Consider the following 15,654-nt stretch of genomic DNA (forward strand, 5'->3'; position numbering starts at 1 on the left):
ACCCGCGCCGACAGCAGCAGACATGCGGATGAAGCGCTTTTCATCCGAACCAGCAGCAAATGAACAGTTTGATTTCTTCGACCTGAAAGCGGCACGCGCCGCCCTGGAGGACTGCGATGCTTTCACTGCTCCGACACGCTTTGGTGCTTGGCGCTGCTGTCATGCTGCCTGCCACATGCGTTCTTGCCCAAGGCGCCCCGCCTCCCCCACCGGTCACGGTTGCCAAGCCCGTGGTACGCGATGTTGTCGACAACGACGAGTTCATCGGCCGCTTCGAGCCGGTGGACGAGGTCTCTGTCCGGTCCCGTGTCGGCGGCTATCTCCAGGAAGTGCACTTCACCGACGGCGCCATCGTCAAGCAAGGTGACCTGCTTTTCGTGATCGACCAGCGGCCCTTCATCACCACGTTGAACGAGGCAAACGCGGCGCTCGAAGTGGCCAAGTCCACCCTCACCTACGCCGATGCGCAGTTCAAACGGGCCGAGTCATTGGCCACCAGCGGCAGTCAGTCCGTCTCGATCCTCGACGACCGTCGTCGCGAGTGGCTTTCGGCACAGGCAAACGTCCGAGGCGCGCAGGCAACAGCCGATCGCGCTGCTCTCGATATGGACTATACGAAAATCACCGCTCCCCTGAGCGGTCGTATCGATCGTCGCCTGATCTCTATCGGCAACCTGGTCCAGGCCGACCAATCGATACTGACGACAATCGTTTCGCTCGACCCGATCGACTTTTATTTCGATGTCGATGAGCGCCGGCTGCTGAACTTCGCCGAAACCGCGCGCAAGAAGGGCCAGGTCCTGCAGCAGGGCGGCGGCGGCGTCGACGTGACGGTGACGATCAGTGATCCCAACGCCAAGCCCTTCATCGGAAAGCTCGATTTCGCGGAGAACCGGATCGACAACCAAAGCGGCACGATCAGGCTCCGCGCTCGCTTCGCCAACCCTGATCTCGTCCTTCAGCCCGGCCTGTTCGGGCGCATCCAGGTCGAGGCCTCCAACACCTATAAGGCCGTTCTCGTCCCCGACGAGGCGATCGGCTCCGACCAGAACGAGCGCGTGGTCTATGTCGTCGGCCCGGACGGAAAGGTTTCGACCGCGCCCGTGCGGCCTGGTCCGCGCCTTTATGGCTACCGGGTCATTCGCGAAGGCCTCGACGGCACCGAAACGATCGTCGTCAATGGGCTGATGCGCGTGCGGCCCGGCGCAACGATCACTCCTAAGATGACGGAGTTGCCGCAAGAACGGCGTGATACGCCGCCCGATTCCGCCATCCCGGAGAGCGGCCAATGAGATTTGCCCATTTCTTCGTGGACCGGCCGATCTTCGCGGCCGTCATCTCGATCGTTTTCCTCGTCGTCGGCAGCATTGCTTACACACAATTGCCGGTGGCCCAGTATCCGGAGATAGCGCCGCCAACGATCGTTGTGCGGACATCCTACCCTGGAGCCGATCCGCAGACCATCGCGGACACCGTCTCGACACCGCTTGAACAGCAGATCAACGGCGTCGAGGACATGCTCTACATGTCCTCCTATTCCAGCGCCGACGGCGCCATGTCGCTGACGATTACCTTCAAGCTCGGCACCGACCTCGACAAGGTCCAGGTTCTCGTCCAGAATCGCGTTTCGATTGCCCTGCCTCGCCTTCCCGAAGAGGTGCAGCGGCTCGGGGTGACCACGGACAAGAGTTCGCCGGACCTGATGATGGTCGTCCATCTGCTGTCGCCGTCGCATCGCTACGACCAGCTTTACGTCTCGAACTACGCGCGCAACCGCATCCGCGACACCCTGGTTCGTCTCGATGGCGTCGGCGACGTGCAGATTTTTGGCGAGCGCCAGTATTCGATGCGAATCTGGCTCGATCCGGAAAAGCTCTCCGCCTACCAGATGACATCGGATGATGTCGTCTCGGCGCTCCGCGACCAGAACGTCCAGGTGTCAGGCGGCAAGATCGGCGCGCCTCCCGTTACCGGCAAGAATGCCTTCGAGTATACGGTGCGAACCGAAGGGCGCTTTTCCGATGTCCGTCAGTTTCGATACGTCATCGTCAAATCCACCGCCAGCGGCCGACTGGTCGCGTTGCAGGATGTGGCCCGTATCGAGCTCGGTGCGCAGGATTACGTCACCAACAGCTATCTGAACAACGATCCCGCGGTTGCCCTCGGCGTCTTCGCCAGGCCCGGAACAAATGCGCTGGATACCGCGCATCAGGTTCAGGCGCTCATGAAGGATATCTCGCAGAACTTCCCCCCGGGATTGGAGTATCGGATCGTCTACGACACGACCGAATTCATCTCGGACTCGATTTCGGAGGTCTATCGAACCATTGCCGAAGCGGCGATTCTAGTGGCCATAGTCGTCCTTGTTTTTCTGCAGTCCTGGCGAACGGCGATCATCCCCATCGTGGCGATACCCGTGTCGTTGATCGGCACCTTCGCCGTGCTGCTCGCGTTCGGCTTCTCGCTCAACATGCTGACCCTGTTCGGCTTGGTGCTGGCGATCGGCATCGTCGTCGACGATGCGATCGTCGTGGTGGAGAACGTCGAGCGCAATCTGGCGCGCGGCATGACGCCGAAGGAAGCCGCGCACGTCACCATGGATGAAGTTGGCACGGCGGTCATTGCGATTTCGTTGGTCCTCATCGCCGTTTTCGTGCCGACTGCCTTCATCCCCGGCATATCGGGCCAGTTCTACAGGCAGTTCGCGGTCACGATTTCGGTGACCACGGCAATCTCGGCCCTGAACTCGCTGACGCTGTCTCCGGCGCTCGCCGGGATCCTGCTGAAGAGCCATGACCACGAGACCAAGCGCGCCGGCATCGCAACACGCTTCGTGCGCGGCCTGGCAGACGGTTTCAACCACGGCTTCGATCGAATGAGTGCCGGCTACTCGTGGATCATCCGGCATCTGGTCAGCAGCTGGGTGGGTCTCACCGCCTCGCTGCTGGTCTTCGCGGGATTGCTCGGCGCAACCTGGTACATGGGCACAAAGGTCCCGTCAGGGTTTATCCCGACGATGGACCAGGGCTACGCCATCGTCGTCGTACAGCTTCCGGACGGCGCATCGCTTGCGCGTACGGACGCCGTCGTCAAGCAGGTTGGCGACATCGCCCGACAAGTTCCCGGCGTCGGCAACGCCGTGCAGTTCGCCGGCTTCAGCGGAGCGACCTTCACGAATGCCTCGAATGCCGGCGTCGTCTTCGTGCCGTTCAAGTCGTTCGCCGAGCGCGAGGAAGGCGGCGAGACGGCCAACAAGATCATTGGCGAGCTGTACGGCAGGCTGCAGAATATCCAGGAAGCCTTCATTATTGCCATCCCGCCGCCATCTGTTCGGGGCGTCGGCAACTCCGGCGGCTTCAAGATGCAGATTTCCGATCTTGATAACGCGGATATGACCCGCGTACTCGGCCTTGCCCGCCAGATGATGGGTGCCGCGGCCACCACGCCGGGGCTGACCGGGGTGTTCACGACCTTCTCGGATACCAGCCCGCAATATTACCTCGCGATCGACCGCGACAAGGCTCGCTTCCTGAATGTGCCGATCCCCAATATCTTCAACGCATTGTCGATCAACCTTGGCGTTTCCTACGTCAACGATTTCAATGCGTTCGGCCGCGTCTACCAGGTTCGGGCGCAGGCCGACCGGCAGTACAGAATGGATAGGGAAGACATTCTCGCCCTGAAGGTCAGGTCGGCGACGGGTGCGCTTGTGCCCCTCGGCACCCTGATGGAAATTCAGGACGCAAGCGGCCCTACGCTTGTCCAGCGTTACAACATGTATGTCTCTGTGCCGCTGCAAGGAAATCCGACGCCCGGCACCTCGACCGGCGATGCCCTCAAGAAGATGGAAGCGCTGGCGGCGCAAATCCTGCCACAGGGAACCACGTTCGAATGGACGGAACTGGCCTACCAGGAAACGCACACCGGAAACACGGCGATCTACATATTCATCCTGTCGGTCGTGTTTGTTTTCCTGGCGCTAGCGGCTCAATACGAGAGCTGGGTATTGCCGCTGGCGATCATCCTCATCGTCCCGCTTGCCGTGCTGGCTGCCTTGATCGGTGTCTGGTTGAGAGGAATGGACAACAACGTCCTCACGCAGATCGGTCTGATCGTGCTGATCGGCCTCGCTGCCAAGAACGCCATCCTGATCGTGGAATTCGCCCGGCAGGCTGAAGAGGAAGGGAAGTCAGCCGTGGAGGCTGCCGTGGAGGCCAGCCACCTTCGCCTTCGCCCGATCCTGATGACGGCGTTCGCCTTTATTTTCGGTGTGTTGCCGCTCGCGATCGCCACCGGCCCCGGCGCCGAAATGCGCCAATCATTGGGAACGGCCGTTTTCTCCGGGATGCTTGGCGTAACGATCTTCGGCCTGTTCCTGACGCCAGTTTTCTATGTCGTCCTGCGTGGCCGCCGGAAAAAGCCGGCTTCGCGCCCTGACGACGCTGCCGCACCCGAAAGCGCGGCGTCCGAAACCGCCTCATGAAGCCCGTCGCGCGAGTTCGGCATTCTTGGAACTCGCGCGGGAAACGATCCGTCTGAAAGGTTTCTCGACAAACTCGTAGGCCAAGGCTCCGACGAACGTCCCGCCGATGACGGCTGCACCTATGGTAACAGTGGCAGACAGTTCGAGCAGGCCTGCCGCCTTGACGATCACCGAGATCGCAAGCGTGTGCCAGAGATAGATCGAGTAGGACGCATCCCCGAGATAGGTCAGCAGCGGCACGCGACCGATGCTGCCATCGGCCTCCAGCGACACCATGCCGTAGACGAGCGCCATCGCCAGCGGCCCGCAGATCGCCTCATCGAAATCGGCGCCCATCAGGAAGATCGCGGCGAAACCAGAGAGCGACGCGCCCACGCAGGCGAGCCCGAGGCTGGTGCCCGCGATCCACCGGCGAAGCCAGAGCTCCGCAAGCAGGACACCGCCGAGGAACTCCAGAATGATCGGACGCGTGTAGGTATAAAGTGCCGGCGATGTCGGGTGTACCAAGACGCCGATGAGGAAGAAGCCGCCGAAGACCACACAAAGGAACGCCAGCCGCAGATGCCTGGGCAGGAACAGGGCACCAGCGAAGATCGCGTAGAAGAACATCTCGAAGTTCAGCGTCCATCCCTGGACGAGAACCGGCCAGATTTCCCCGCTGCTCGGCGAGCGCATCGGAATGAAGAACAGAGACGCGAAGATGTGCTCGGCCGTCAGCTGCAGATTGGGGAACAGGCCAGCCATGGCGCCCGCGATCATGACCGCGGTCACCAGCCAGTAGGACGGAGCGATGCGTTTGACGCGATCAAGCAGGAAGGCCTGAGGCGTGATCGGCCGCCGGTCGCTGATGACCCACATGATGAAGCCGCTGATGACGAAGAACACGTCAACGCCCGCCGCGCCAATCGCGAAATGCTCGCCCACCCTCTCCGCCGCATGAAACACGACGACAGCGAAAGCGGCGAACGCGCGCAAATATTGGATGCCGTAAAGAGTTTTCATCCGGGAACCTCAAGCGGCCGGTCAATCCCGGCCGAAAACTGCGAAATGATGTGAGCTGCTATGACAGAACGGGCTCTGACGGTCGTTGTCGCCGCCAAATCCCGGGCGCGGAAACGCGAGACGAGGTCGCGAGTTTTCCGGCCGCAAAGTAAAAGAGGAACGTTCCGACGTTGTAGGGCGTCAGGATATCGATCTCCACGAAGGAGCGGATCGTCAGAAGCACGGCGATCGAAAACAGCAGGTAGGATTCGTCGTTTCTGAAATCTTCGATGAACCGCCGCAGATGGCCCCACAATATCCGGAGCAGCGTCACCGCAAGCGTGAAGACGCCGGCGAGGCCGAGTTCCACCGCCGTCTCGATATAGGTGTTGTGGAAATGGAAGCCGCTGCGCGATCCGATGAAGAACTCTTCCCAAAGCCGTTCCGGCTCGGAAAAGCCCTGGACCCAATAGGCCTGATAGCCCACCCCGAAAATGGGATTCTGGCCTGCGGCCTCGATACCCTGCTGCCAGAGATAGGTTCTGCCGGTCAGCGTGGAATCCTTGCCGAAAATCCCGAGCACCGCATCCACGGCACCGAGATAGACCCCTGCGACGGCAAGAACGACAAACGCTACGCCGCCGCCCACGATCAGGAGCTTTCTGTGACCGGGCGCAAGCTCGAGAACGATGCGCAACCCCATGACCAGCGCCAGGACGACGACAGTGGTCAGCACCGACGTCGCCGACTGGCAGACGGCAAGGCAGTAGGCCGAAAGCAGGCCGACAACACCCGCCGCCATCATCCAAATCCGACGCTCGCCGAAGATGAAGACCGCGGAGAAACAGACCAGAAGCCCAAGAGAGGCATAGAATCCGAGCTGGTTCTTGGAGGCGAAGGCTCCAACGAAGCTGAAGGTCCCGTCGAGCGGATCGAATTCGTAATAACCGAACAGGACGGAGTAAACGAGAACGATCCCGACACCCGCGACCATCCCGAGCGTCAGCGTACGAATGTCCAGCACCCTGACGGCAATCAGCGCGCAGATCACCTGCGTCAGATACTGGATGCTGGCGCGCAGCGAGACACTTGGAACCGCCGACCAGAAGACTGAAAGGAAGGCAAGCATCGCAAAGGCGAAAAGCCAGAGATAGCGGCTGTAGCTGCCGAGCACCTTGCGGTAATCGACCGCGATCAGAGGCAGCCAGAGCGCATAGTACAGCAGGATCGCCGCCTGCCCGAACCTGATCGAGTAGGCGAAACAAAACAGCGACAATGCTACGGCCGGAATCGCATACGCAGCGTTCCTGCCCGGCTGGATGAGAGCCGACTTTGCGATACGCATACTGCCTCGTTATCTCATATACAGCCCGGCGGTCACCTTGATGAGATCGCCGGGTTGCAGTGCGGTGTTTTCCTGAACCGGAATTTCCTGCGGCTTTCCATCGACTTCGCGAATGATGGAATAGGCAATGCTCGCCGCGCCGCTGGTGGTGTCAAAACGCGCTGCGTCGGTCGATTGCGTCAGGGCTTCGGACATGAGCGAGTTGCTCGTCTGAAGTTTCAGATCGAGCTCATCGAGCTGGGCTTCGGTGCTCTGCAGCTCCTGGGCCAGCTGTGCGTCCCAATCGTTCCGTAGCGTGATCTCGTCCTGGTTCGCCTTGCTGATGTCCTGCTTGGCCTTCAGCGAATTGGTGTCGATATCGAGAAGTGTCGCCTCGATATCGGCGGCGCGCTGCTCGGCCGCCATTTTCCGGGCGCTGAGCGCAAGACCCTTTTCGGCAAGATCCTCGACCTTGTCGCGGTCTTCGGTCGCAAGCTGCAACTGGCGGCTTTGCGTTTCCGTTTTCTTTGCCAGCGTCTCGACTTCGCTCTGCAGCAATGCCCGGAGGTCGTCGAGCGCCTGCAGCTGCAGAGTCAGTCGCTTCTTGCGCGACTTCATCAGCGCCGTTTCGCTGGCGACCAGAGCCTTTGCCTCAGGCTTGTCCTGAAGTTCCTTCGGTGTTTCGAAGCCCTCCTGATCGGCGGCCTCGGCCTTCAATCGTGCCTGCTTCACCAGCAGACGGGCACGATCCGCCATGTAGACGACAGCGTCGCCCTTGGCGTTGATGAAATCGCGGGCAAAGCGCTGGCCGGCATCGGCGCGGCGCAGACCGCCAGCAAGGCTGACAGCCTTTACGACGGAAAGGTTGGGGGCGAACGGGTATTCACCCGGCTTTTCCACGTCGCCGGATAGATAGACCGGTCGGTATTCCGACAGTTCGACGGAAGCGGACGGTCTATCCTTCAAGGCAAATTGCTTCTGCAGTGCCGTGCCGATCTCCTGCGCGATAGCATCCGTCGTCTTTCCGGAAGCGGGCATGTCGCCCACGAACGGAAGCGAGATGCTTCCAGAGGGTCCCACTGTGTAGTCCCCACTCACGACCGACCAGTCCCGTATCGTCCCGTCGGCCGTTTGCCATTCGGCAACGCGAATCTTGAGCTTGTCCATGACGCCAAGGCGATAGTCATCCGCACTGGCAATGGACGAAGAAAGCAGGACGCCAGTCAATCCGGCGACCAGCACGATGCTCGATCGCAAAGCGCGCTTTCGGGCCGCTCTGCTCTCGATGAAGCAATCTCTCATGAATTTCCCCGTGTTTCGGCACGACTTGGCTAGGCCCCGTCGTGCAGTGGCTCGGTGGTAGAAGAATAATCCGCTTAGTAGCTGCCGCGTTGAGCGCAGACCGCCGGGATAGTGCGAGCGATGATCACGACATCCCGAACCAGAGACCAGTTCTCGACATAGTGGGTATCGAAGGCAACACGCGCCGCATAGGAAACGTCGTTGCGTCCGCTGATCTGCCAGAGGCCGGTAAGCCCCGGGCGTGACTGCAGGTAGTAGACCGCAGCATGCTCGTACATTTCGAGCTCATCGCGCACGACAGGTCGTGGGCCAACGATGCTCATTTCACCGCGAATGATGTTGAAGAGCTGTGGAAGCTCATCAAGGCTCAGCTTGCGCAGTACGGTACCGACGGTGGTCACCCTCGGGTCGTTCTGCAGCTTTCGCGTGCTGCGCCATTCATCCATGGCTTGCGGATTGTTACGCAGGTAGTCCTGCAGAACCCTGTCGCCATCCGTCACCATGGTGCGGAACTTCAGGCAACGGAATTCCTGGCCGTTATGGCCGATACGGCGATGCCCGTAGAAGGCCGGACCTTTGTCCGAAAGCTTCACCAGCAACATCACCATCAAAAAGATCGGGCTCAGAAGAAGGAGCCCGAGGCAGGCGGCGGACACGTCAAATGCCCGTTTTGCGAAACCGCCGGTGGGCGGGAACACGCGTTCATGAACTGCGCCATAGAATGGCGAACTGTCCGATCTCGTCGCAGACTTCATAGAGGTAACTCCACTTATGTTTGCCGTTTGGTCGGGTAGGCTCAGGCCGCTTAGCTAGCGCTGACGAGATCGAAGTGTATGAGCGGATTTTGTTTTTTTAAGCCACATTTTTAAGACCGATCGTTTCACGCACATTTTACGACCGTTCATTCAACTTTTTAATTCTTCAGCACGTGCTTAAACAACTTTAAAGTTGGGGTTGTCTTTTGAAAAGATTACACCGTGTCCCAATAGAACTTTCCCAAATCTCTGTAGCGCGTAAAAATACTGAAGGTTATGTTGTTGAGGTGCATCGCCGCGAAGTCATGACAATCGTGGATTGCTTCTGTCCGAACGACCAATTTGATCTTTAAATGACCAGTTTTATTGCATCGCAGCACGATTTTTGCGCCGCACTCACAAATCGGTTTAAATTAAAACTTTGAAATAAAAGTTGAACGCAAAACCGTTTTGGGAACGCCCTGGAAGACCGATTAAGGCAAAAACGTCTGCGTGTATTGCCAAATTCATCACAACCAGAAGAAATAGCCGATCCTTAATGATCTTCGGTGATTTGCCGCGGCGCCGTTTTCGTAAGTGGCATTTTTACCAATCCTCGGAACAAACATTTAAGATCACGCTTGTACTACCGACCTCGCGACGTAAAAAACGGCGCCAGTGCTTCAGTTGTTCGCAGAAGTCCTGTAAAACAGAACCGCACTAATAGCCTGGTGAAGCGATTGCGTCCGATGAAAGTTCATTGAACAACGCTTCGATGGGGAGGCAACACATGTATGCACCTCGCGTTTTTGTCAGCATGCTCGGCGCCCTGGGCGTTTTTGCTGTGGCGACATACTGGCTGAGCGGCTCTCTTTCCGGAACGATCATCAAGACCGTGATCTGCGTGATTCTCTTGCAGGCCGGATACTTCGGTGGCGTGCTCTATCTCGTCTGGAAGGAAAGCAGGGAACGCCGCGCCCGCCAGCCGTCTCAGGGCCGTGCTGAAGAGCCTGAAAAGCTTTCGGTAACGCCGTTCAAAAGCTCCGAGCCGTTCAACCGCTGAGCCCCTGACGAGCTCTGTCTGTAGCGCGCCGTCCCGGCGTCCGGCGACCCTTTCGTAACACGAATTGACTCCTCATGCGTTGTTTGTCGCGCTCCGACGTCCTAGTTCTTGGGCGAAACAACGGAGGTAAAGCGTGGCTCAAACGGCTAATATTTGCGTCATCATCGCCGCCAAGAACGCGGCCGACACCATTGAAACCGCTGTAATATCCGCACTGCGCGAGCCCGAGGTGGCCGAGGTCGTGGTGGTGGACGATGGATCGAACGACGGTACCGCAGAGGCGGCAAAACGAGCCGATGACGCCAGCGGCCGGCTGACAATTGCCCGATTCGAACAGAACAAGGGGCCGTCCGCAGCCCGCAATCACGCGATCGAAATCTCCTCCGCGCCGCTGATCGCGATCCTAGACGCTGACGACTTCTTCTTTGCCGGGCGCTTCCAGCGCATGATCGCCGCTGACGACTGGGAGTTCGTTGCCGACAACATCGCCTTCGTTGATGCGGATACGGCTGCCGAAGCCCCCCACCATCTCGACGTTTTTGCTGAGAACCCCCGATTTCTCGATCTGGCCGCCTTCGTCGATGGCAACATTTCGAAACGCGGTGTCCGGCGCGGCGAGATCGGCTTTCTCAAGCCGGTCATGCGTCGCAGCTTCCTGAACCAGCATGGCCTCAGGTACCGCGAGGAGATGCGTCTAGGAGAGGATTACGATCTTTACATCAGGGCTCTGGCCCTCGGCGCCCGCTACAAGATCATCCATAGCTGCGGCTACGGCGCTGTCGTTCGGGGTGACTCGCTCAGCGGACGTCATCGCACCGAAGATCTGCGCCGGCTCTATGAAGCCGACCGCGCCCTTCTCGACACCCACGCGCTGACGCCGGATGCAAAGGCGGCCGTTCGCCGCCACGAAAAGCATGTGCGCGATAAGTACGAGCTACGCCGTTTCCTTGACCTCAAGGCGCAGAACGGCCCTGCCGCCGCTCTGGCGTATGCGGTCGGGCACCCGGCCGCCTTCCCGGCGATCGCGGGCGGCATTCTTGCCGACAAGACGGAACGCTGGCGCAATCCTTCCGGTGTCTCGGCGACGGCGGGAAGCGGCCGCCTGAGATATCTTCTCGAGGCGACAGCCGCCTAAGAGGGCGACTTCACGAGTTTTCCGGCGGCAAGCTCAAGGGCGCTCTGCAGAAGACGTGGATCCTGAAACGCCCAACGCGCCAGCAGTCCGAAATCAGGGCGCTGGCGCCGGCGAAGCAGGCTCACCTGGCTCCACAGCGCCTGCCGCCGGGTCGTGCTCTTGTGTGCCTTGATCGCGGCGATCTCGCGTGGCCGGCTGCGGAAGCGGCTCTCAAGCCGATCGAGCGCCATCCAGGTGATGAACTGCTGCTTCAGGAATTCCGGCGACGTGTTGTCGACGCCGTGGAAGATGTTGATCCCCTCCCCGCGCAACGCCCCGGCATCGCCGCAGAGCAGCACCCGGCGGGCGGCGAGAATGCTATCGCAGAAGAACAGCACATCTTCAGCCGCCAATCGCAGAGCCGCGTCGAAGCGTACCGTCTCGATCAGCGGACGCCCGATCACCATGCAGGACATGTGCAGGAAGGCCCAGTTGCCGATCATCACGCCGGCGATATCGGGGACTTCGAGAATGAGCGGACTGTCCATGAGGCGCTTCGCACCCTCGATCTGTTCTAGCGCCGCGATTCCGAAGTGATAGTCGAATTCCTCCCCGCCTTCGATCGACGCCCAATAGCATTCACCGCCGAGCGTCGCCATGGCGGTAAGCGCGTTCTGGAGATGATCGGGCGCCCAGATATCGTCCGAATCGAGAAAGGCGACATGGCGAGTGGCAGCAGGAACATGATCGAGCCCCGTATTGCGCGCACCACCCGGGCCAGCGTTCGGCTGGCTGATAACCGTGATTCGCTCGCGCTCGGACGACGGCAGCGGTCCCAATTCGTCGGAAGGCGCGTATGGCGACTGATCATCGACAACGATGACATCGAAATCCTGGAAACTCTGCGCAAAGGCTGATGCCAAGGCGCGGCGGAGGATGCCGTCCTCGCGCTGGTAAAAAGGAATGATGATCGTGAACGTCGCCATGCGCTCTCCCTGAAGGGTTCGAGTTATCTGCTGCTGCATCTAGTCGGCAGGACGCCTTGGACAACCTGCTGCACTGCGAAAGCATCAGGGTCATTTCGTCCGAATTTTGTCAAAGCCGGCAGACTCGGTGATTGAGGCTGCCTGTATCAAAACAAACCTGCCCAACGCCAATTTCCACATTTCGGCCACAATCGGCACAGCTTCGCCGCTCAGCGATGCAGATATTTTTCACCAATACGGAAAAACTTTTGGCGTCCTCCGCGCCGGCGGAACCGCTAACCAAATGAATATAATCGATTTCTGCTATGCACTGCTGACCATGGCTTTGCGGATGCTCTGAGACGCGCTCATGGCGAGTTTTTCACCTTCCGTAACGGCAGGTAGCAGACGTGTCGAAGCGGGACCTCCCGCGAGTTTTTGCTGCAGTGCCATATTTTCTTCCGGGAATTCGCTCTAGCTTTTGAGACGCGGGCTCGAGTCTGCTCTGATTGAAACGGTCGCATGGGGGATGCGGCCCAAAAGGGGTGACTGACAACGTGACTGTTGACTCCAACGTATCGTCGCGGATCAACCTGATGCGCATCGTGCTCATTTCGGGCATCGTGTTCGTCCACATACCATTCGATGTCAAAAGCAGTCCCTTCAACGGGACGTATGGCGCGTTCGACTGGTTCAGGGTTTTTCTGACCGAAGCATTGTTTCGCGTCGGGGTTCCGTGCCTCAGTGCGATCTCCGGTTACCTGCTGTTTCGCGGCGGGCTTGAGAACTTCAGCTATCTGAAGACGGTGCGAACCAAATCGCAGACCGTGCTGCTGCCGTTCCTGATCTGGAACGGGGCCTTCTTCCTTGCGATCCTTGCAGCACTCGCGCTCGGCATCGGTGATGGATATGTGCCGGATCCCTGGCATGCCTCGGCGCGCGAGCTGCTCACGCATCTGTTTGGCATCGAGGATTTCCCGGTCAACGTTCCGCTGTATTTCCTGCGCGATCTCTTCGTATGCATTCTGATTTCGCCGCTGCTGGCGCTGCTGATCAGCCGCGTGCCGCTGATCACCCTGACCGCACTGCTGGTGGTGGCGCTCGTTCCCGAGCTGCCGCTCTACATCGTCCTCAAGCGCTCGATCCTGTTCAGCTTCAGCCTCGGCATCTATGTCGGGCTCTACAATATCGACCTCAAGGCTCTCGACCGGTTCGCGCCTGTCGGCATCGCCCTGCTGCTGGCAAGTTCGGCACTCCTCGCGACCGCGATCTATCTGGCTGGACCGCAGGTGCCGGACTGGATCCAGCTGCTGCGCAACACGCTTGCTATTGCCGGCGCCCTTGGCTTCTGGCTGTTGTCGGCGCCGCTGATCAAGACCCAGATCGGACAGCGCCTCTCGAAGACCGGGAGCCTCAGCTTCTGGATCTTCTGTGCACACTACCCGATTCTGATCCTGCTCTGGATCGTCTGGGGCAAGTCGGGGATCGACACCTATCCGATCTTCTTCGTGCTTTCCCTGGCACTTCTGTTTCCATTCCTCGCCGTCTCGAACGCCGCGTGCCGAAGGGTCGCTCCTCGGCTTTACGCGATCCTGACCGGCGGAAGAACCAAGAAGCCGACGGACCGAACACCGTCCGCCGGCACCATCCGTCCCGAACTCGTTTCTCAGCAGAGGTGATCGTCATGATTAAACTCACCCGCGCACGAACTCTTTCTTCCGCTCTTGTCATCGCCGGCACCGCGTTTGCGTCGGCGCCGGCTGCCTACGCGCAGCAGGCAAGCGGAACCTCGTTCGTCGAAAACTTCGATAAGCTCGACAAGGCCTTCTGGTACACCTCCGATGGCTGGAACAATGGCGCCCATCAGAACTGCACTTGGTCCAAGAGCCAGGCAAAGGTCGATGGCGGCATGCTGAACCTCGGCTTTGCAGAAGGAAAATCCAAGGACCGCAAGTATCTCTGTGGCGAGATCCAGACCACAAAGCGCTACAGCTACGGCGTCTACGAAGCCCGGCTGAAAGCAGCCGCCGGCTCAGGTCTCAATTCAGCGTTCTTCACCTACATCGGCCCTACCGACAAGAAGGAACACGACGAGATCGACTTCGAGGTGCTCGGCAAGAATACGTCGGAAGTGCAGGTAAACCAGTATGTGAAGGCGAAAGGCGGCCACGAGAAGCTGGTGCCGGTCGGCAGCAAGGCCGATGACGGCTTCAACGACTACGCCTTCGTCTGGGAGCCCGGCCGGTTGCGCTACTATTTGAACGGCAAGCTCGTTCAGGACGTCACCGACGCCTCGAAGATTCCGACCAGCCCGCAGAAGATTTTCCTCAGCCTGTGGGGCACGGATACGCTTGCGAACTGGATGGGCGCTTTCGCCTACACCGCACCCACCACAATGCAGATCGATCGGATCGCCTACACGGCGACCGGCGACAAGTGCCAGTTCCCTGACTCCATCGCATGCGCGCTGAACTAAGTCGCTCCCGCTTTCACACCGGAAAAGGACGCTCGATGCTGAAAATCCTCTACCTCGTGCATGATCTGGCCGATCCAGCCGTTCGCCGGCGGGTCCTGATGCTGCGCGAGGGCGGAGCCGACGTCACCCTAGCGGGCTTCCGGCGTGGGGAGAACAGCCTGGCGGAGGTGCATGGAGTGCGCCCGATCGAACTCGGGCAGACCAGCGACGCCAAATTCGCCCAGCGCATCGGGGCAGTCGTCAGCGCCGTAGCCGGCCTGAAGACCAAGCTTGCGGGCATAGCCAAACCGGATGTCGTCATCGGACGAAATCTGGAAGCGCTTGCCGTCGCTCACAGGGCCAACGCCCTCTACGGCGGCGACGTCCCCATTGTCTACGAGTGCCTGGACATTCATCGTCTCCTGACCAGGAACGACGCGATCGGCAAGGTAGTCCGTGGCGCCGAGGCCCGCTTCGGCCGCAACGCGAAGCTTATCCTCACAAGCTCGCCGGCGTTCATCGAGCAGTATTTCGAACCCCGATCCGGTGTTCGGGCACCGGCGCTGCTTGTCGAAAACAAGGTCATCGCTCTGGATGACAACGCCATCGAACCCTCCTTCGCCCGCCCGTTGAAGCAGCCGGGACAGCCGTGGAAAATCGGATGGTTCGGCGCGCTCCGTTGCCGCAAGTCCCTGCATTTGCTCGCCGATTTCTCTCGTCACATGCAGGGCCGCGTCGAAATCGTTCTTCGCGGTCGTCCTGCTTACTCGGAATTCGAAGACTTCGACGGCTTCGTCGCCGCCGAACCCTACATGCGGTTCGAAGGCCCCTATCGAAACCCGGAGGACCTCCGTGCGATCTATGACGACGTCCATTTTTCATGGGCGATCGACTTTTTCGAAGAGGGTCTGAATTCGAGCTGGCTGCTGCCGAACCGGCTGTACGAAGGATGCCTCTACGGTGCGGTGCCGATTGCCCTTGAGGGCACCCAGACCGCCAACTTCCTGCAAGAACATGACATCGGCCTTGCTCTTCCGGAAGCCAGCCCCGTGGCGCTGGACGCCTTGTTTTCCAGCATGACCGGCGAGCGCTACCAGAGCCTTGCCGAAGCGGTCGCTTCCAAAGACCGCAAGACATGGCTCGCCGACCGCAGCGACTTCGAAGCGCTCGTCGACAGCCTTTCCCGCCTCGTACCGGACTTCGCAGAGAGGGGCGAAACCGGTGTGATCCCTG

12 protein-coding genes and 1 pseudogene are annotated in these 15,654 nt (G+C 59.8%); 8 read left to right on the forward strand and 5 right to left on the reverse strand.

Features of this window, described 5'->3' with window-relative positions; translation table 11 throughout:
* Positions 1–116 precede the first annotated feature (116 nt).
* Together ASE04_RS03765 and ASE04_RS03770 are read left to right on the forward strand one after the other, a co-directional pair.
* Positions 117–1,292, forward strand: a complete 1,176-nt coding sequence (locus ASE04_RS03765; RefSeq protein ID WP_056812214.1) for an efflux RND transporter periplasmic adaptor subunit — start codon at positions 117–119, stop codon at positions 1,290–1,292.
* Complete coding sequence (locus ASE04_RS03770) at positions 1,289–4,483, forward strand: efflux RND transporter permease subunit (RefSeq protein WP_056812217.1); 3,195 nt, start codon at positions 1,289–1,291, stop codon at positions 4,481–4,483. Before ASE04_RS03765 ends, ASE04_RS03770 begins: the two co-directional genes overlap by 4 nt.
* Here the strand turns inward: ASE04_RS03770 and ASE04_RS03775 are convergent.
* The 4 genes from ASE04_RS03775 to ASE04_RS03790 all read right to left on the reverse strand — a co-directional run bounded on the left by ASE04_RS03775 (position 4,478) and on the right by ASE04_RS03790 (position 8,845).
* Positions 4,478–5,485 carry an acyltransferase family protein gene (locus tag ASE04_RS03775; protein WP_056812220.1) on the reverse strand — a complete coding sequence of 336 codons (1,008 nt, stop codon included), beginning with the start codon at positions 5,483–5,485 and terminating at the stop codon, positions 4,478–4,480. The two genes, ASE04_RS03770 and ASE04_RS03775, sit on opposite strands and share 6 nt — an antisense overlap.
* 58 nt (positions 5,486–5,543) lie before the next feature.
* Positions 5,544–6,809 (reverse strand): O-antigen ligase family protein, encoded by a 1,266-nt coding sequence (locus ASE04_RS03780; protein WP_056812223.1) that lies wholly within the window; start codon positions 6,807–6,809, stop codon positions 5,544–5,546.
* A 9-nt stretch (positions 6,810–6,818) separates the two neighbouring features.
* On the reverse strand, positions 6,819–8,090 hold the full coding sequence (locus ASE04_RS03785) for a polysaccharide biosynthesis/export family protein (protein WP_056812225.1): 1,272 nt from the start codon (positions 8,088–8,090) through the stop codon (positions 6,819–6,821).
* A 74-nt stretch (positions 8,091–8,164) separates the two neighbouring features.
* Entirely contained in the window at positions 8,165–8,845 is a 681-nt protein-coding gene (locus tag ASE04_RS03790; protein ID WP_056812228.1) for a sugar transferase, read from the reverse strand.
* Between the two features lie 769 nt (positions 8,846–9,614).
* Here ASE04_RS03790 and ASE04_RS03795 point away from each other — a divergent pair.
* Complete coding sequence (locus tag ASE04_RS03795) at positions 9,615–9,887, forward strand: exopolysaccharide production repressor protein (protein WP_056812230.1); 273 nt, start codon at positions 9,615–9,617, stop codon at positions 9,885–9,887.
* A gap of 133 nt (positions 9,888–10,020) precedes the next feature.
* Complete coding sequence (locus ASE04_RS03800) at positions 10,021–11,022, forward strand: glycosyltransferase family 2 protein (RefSeq protein ID WP_056812234.1); 1,002 nt, start codon at positions 10,021–10,023, stop codon at positions 11,020–11,022.
* Here ASE04_RS03800 and ASE04_RS03805 read toward each other — a convergent pair.
* Positions 11,019–11,987 (reverse strand): glycosyltransferase family 2 protein, encoded by a 969-nt coding sequence (locus ASE04_RS03805; protein WP_056812237.1) that lies wholly within the window; start codon positions 11,985–11,987, stop codon positions 11,019–11,021. The genes ASE04_RS03800 and ASE04_RS03805 overlap by 4 nt on opposite strands.
* 127 nt (positions 11,988–12,114) lie before the next feature.
* Here ASE04_RS03805 and ASE04_RS03810 point away from each other — a divergent pair, with 127 nt between their 5' ends.
* From ASE04_RS03810 to ASE04_RS32015, 4 genes and pseudogenes are all read left to right on the forward strand, one after another.
* The gene (locus ASE04_RS03810) at positions 12,115–12,327 is read left to right on the forward strand and encodes a hypothetical protein (RefSeq protein ID WP_056812240.1); all 213 of its coding nucleotides are present in this window, start codon (positions 12,115–12,117) and stop codon (positions 12,325–12,327) included.
* Positions 12,328–12,523: 196 nt separating this feature from the next.
* Positions 12,524–13,645 carry an acyltransferase family protein gene (locus ASE04_RS03815; protein ID WP_056812396.1) on the forward strand — a complete coding sequence of 374 codons (1,122 nt, stop codon included), beginning with the start codon at positions 12,524–12,526 and terminating at the stop codon, positions 13,643–13,645.
* A gap of 5 nt (positions 13,646–13,650) precedes the next feature.
* Positions 13,651–14,442: a glycoside hydrolase family 16 protein gene (locus ASE04_RS03820; protein WP_056812399.1), complete on the forward strand. Its 792-nt coding sequence runs from the start codon at positions 13,651–13,653 to the stop codon at positions 14,440–14,442.
* Positions 14,443–14,477: 35 nt separating this feature from the next.
* Positions 14,478–15,611, forward strand: a pseudogene (locus ASE04_RS32015) (glycosyltransferase); the annotation flags it as partial.
* Between the last annotated feature and the right edge of the window lie 43 nt (positions 15,612–15,654).

Source organism: Rhizobium sp. Root708 (assembly GCF_001429725.1).
Classification (GTDB): domain Bacteria; phylum Pseudomonadota; class Alphaproteobacteria; order Rhizobiales; family Rhizobiaceae; genus Rhizobium.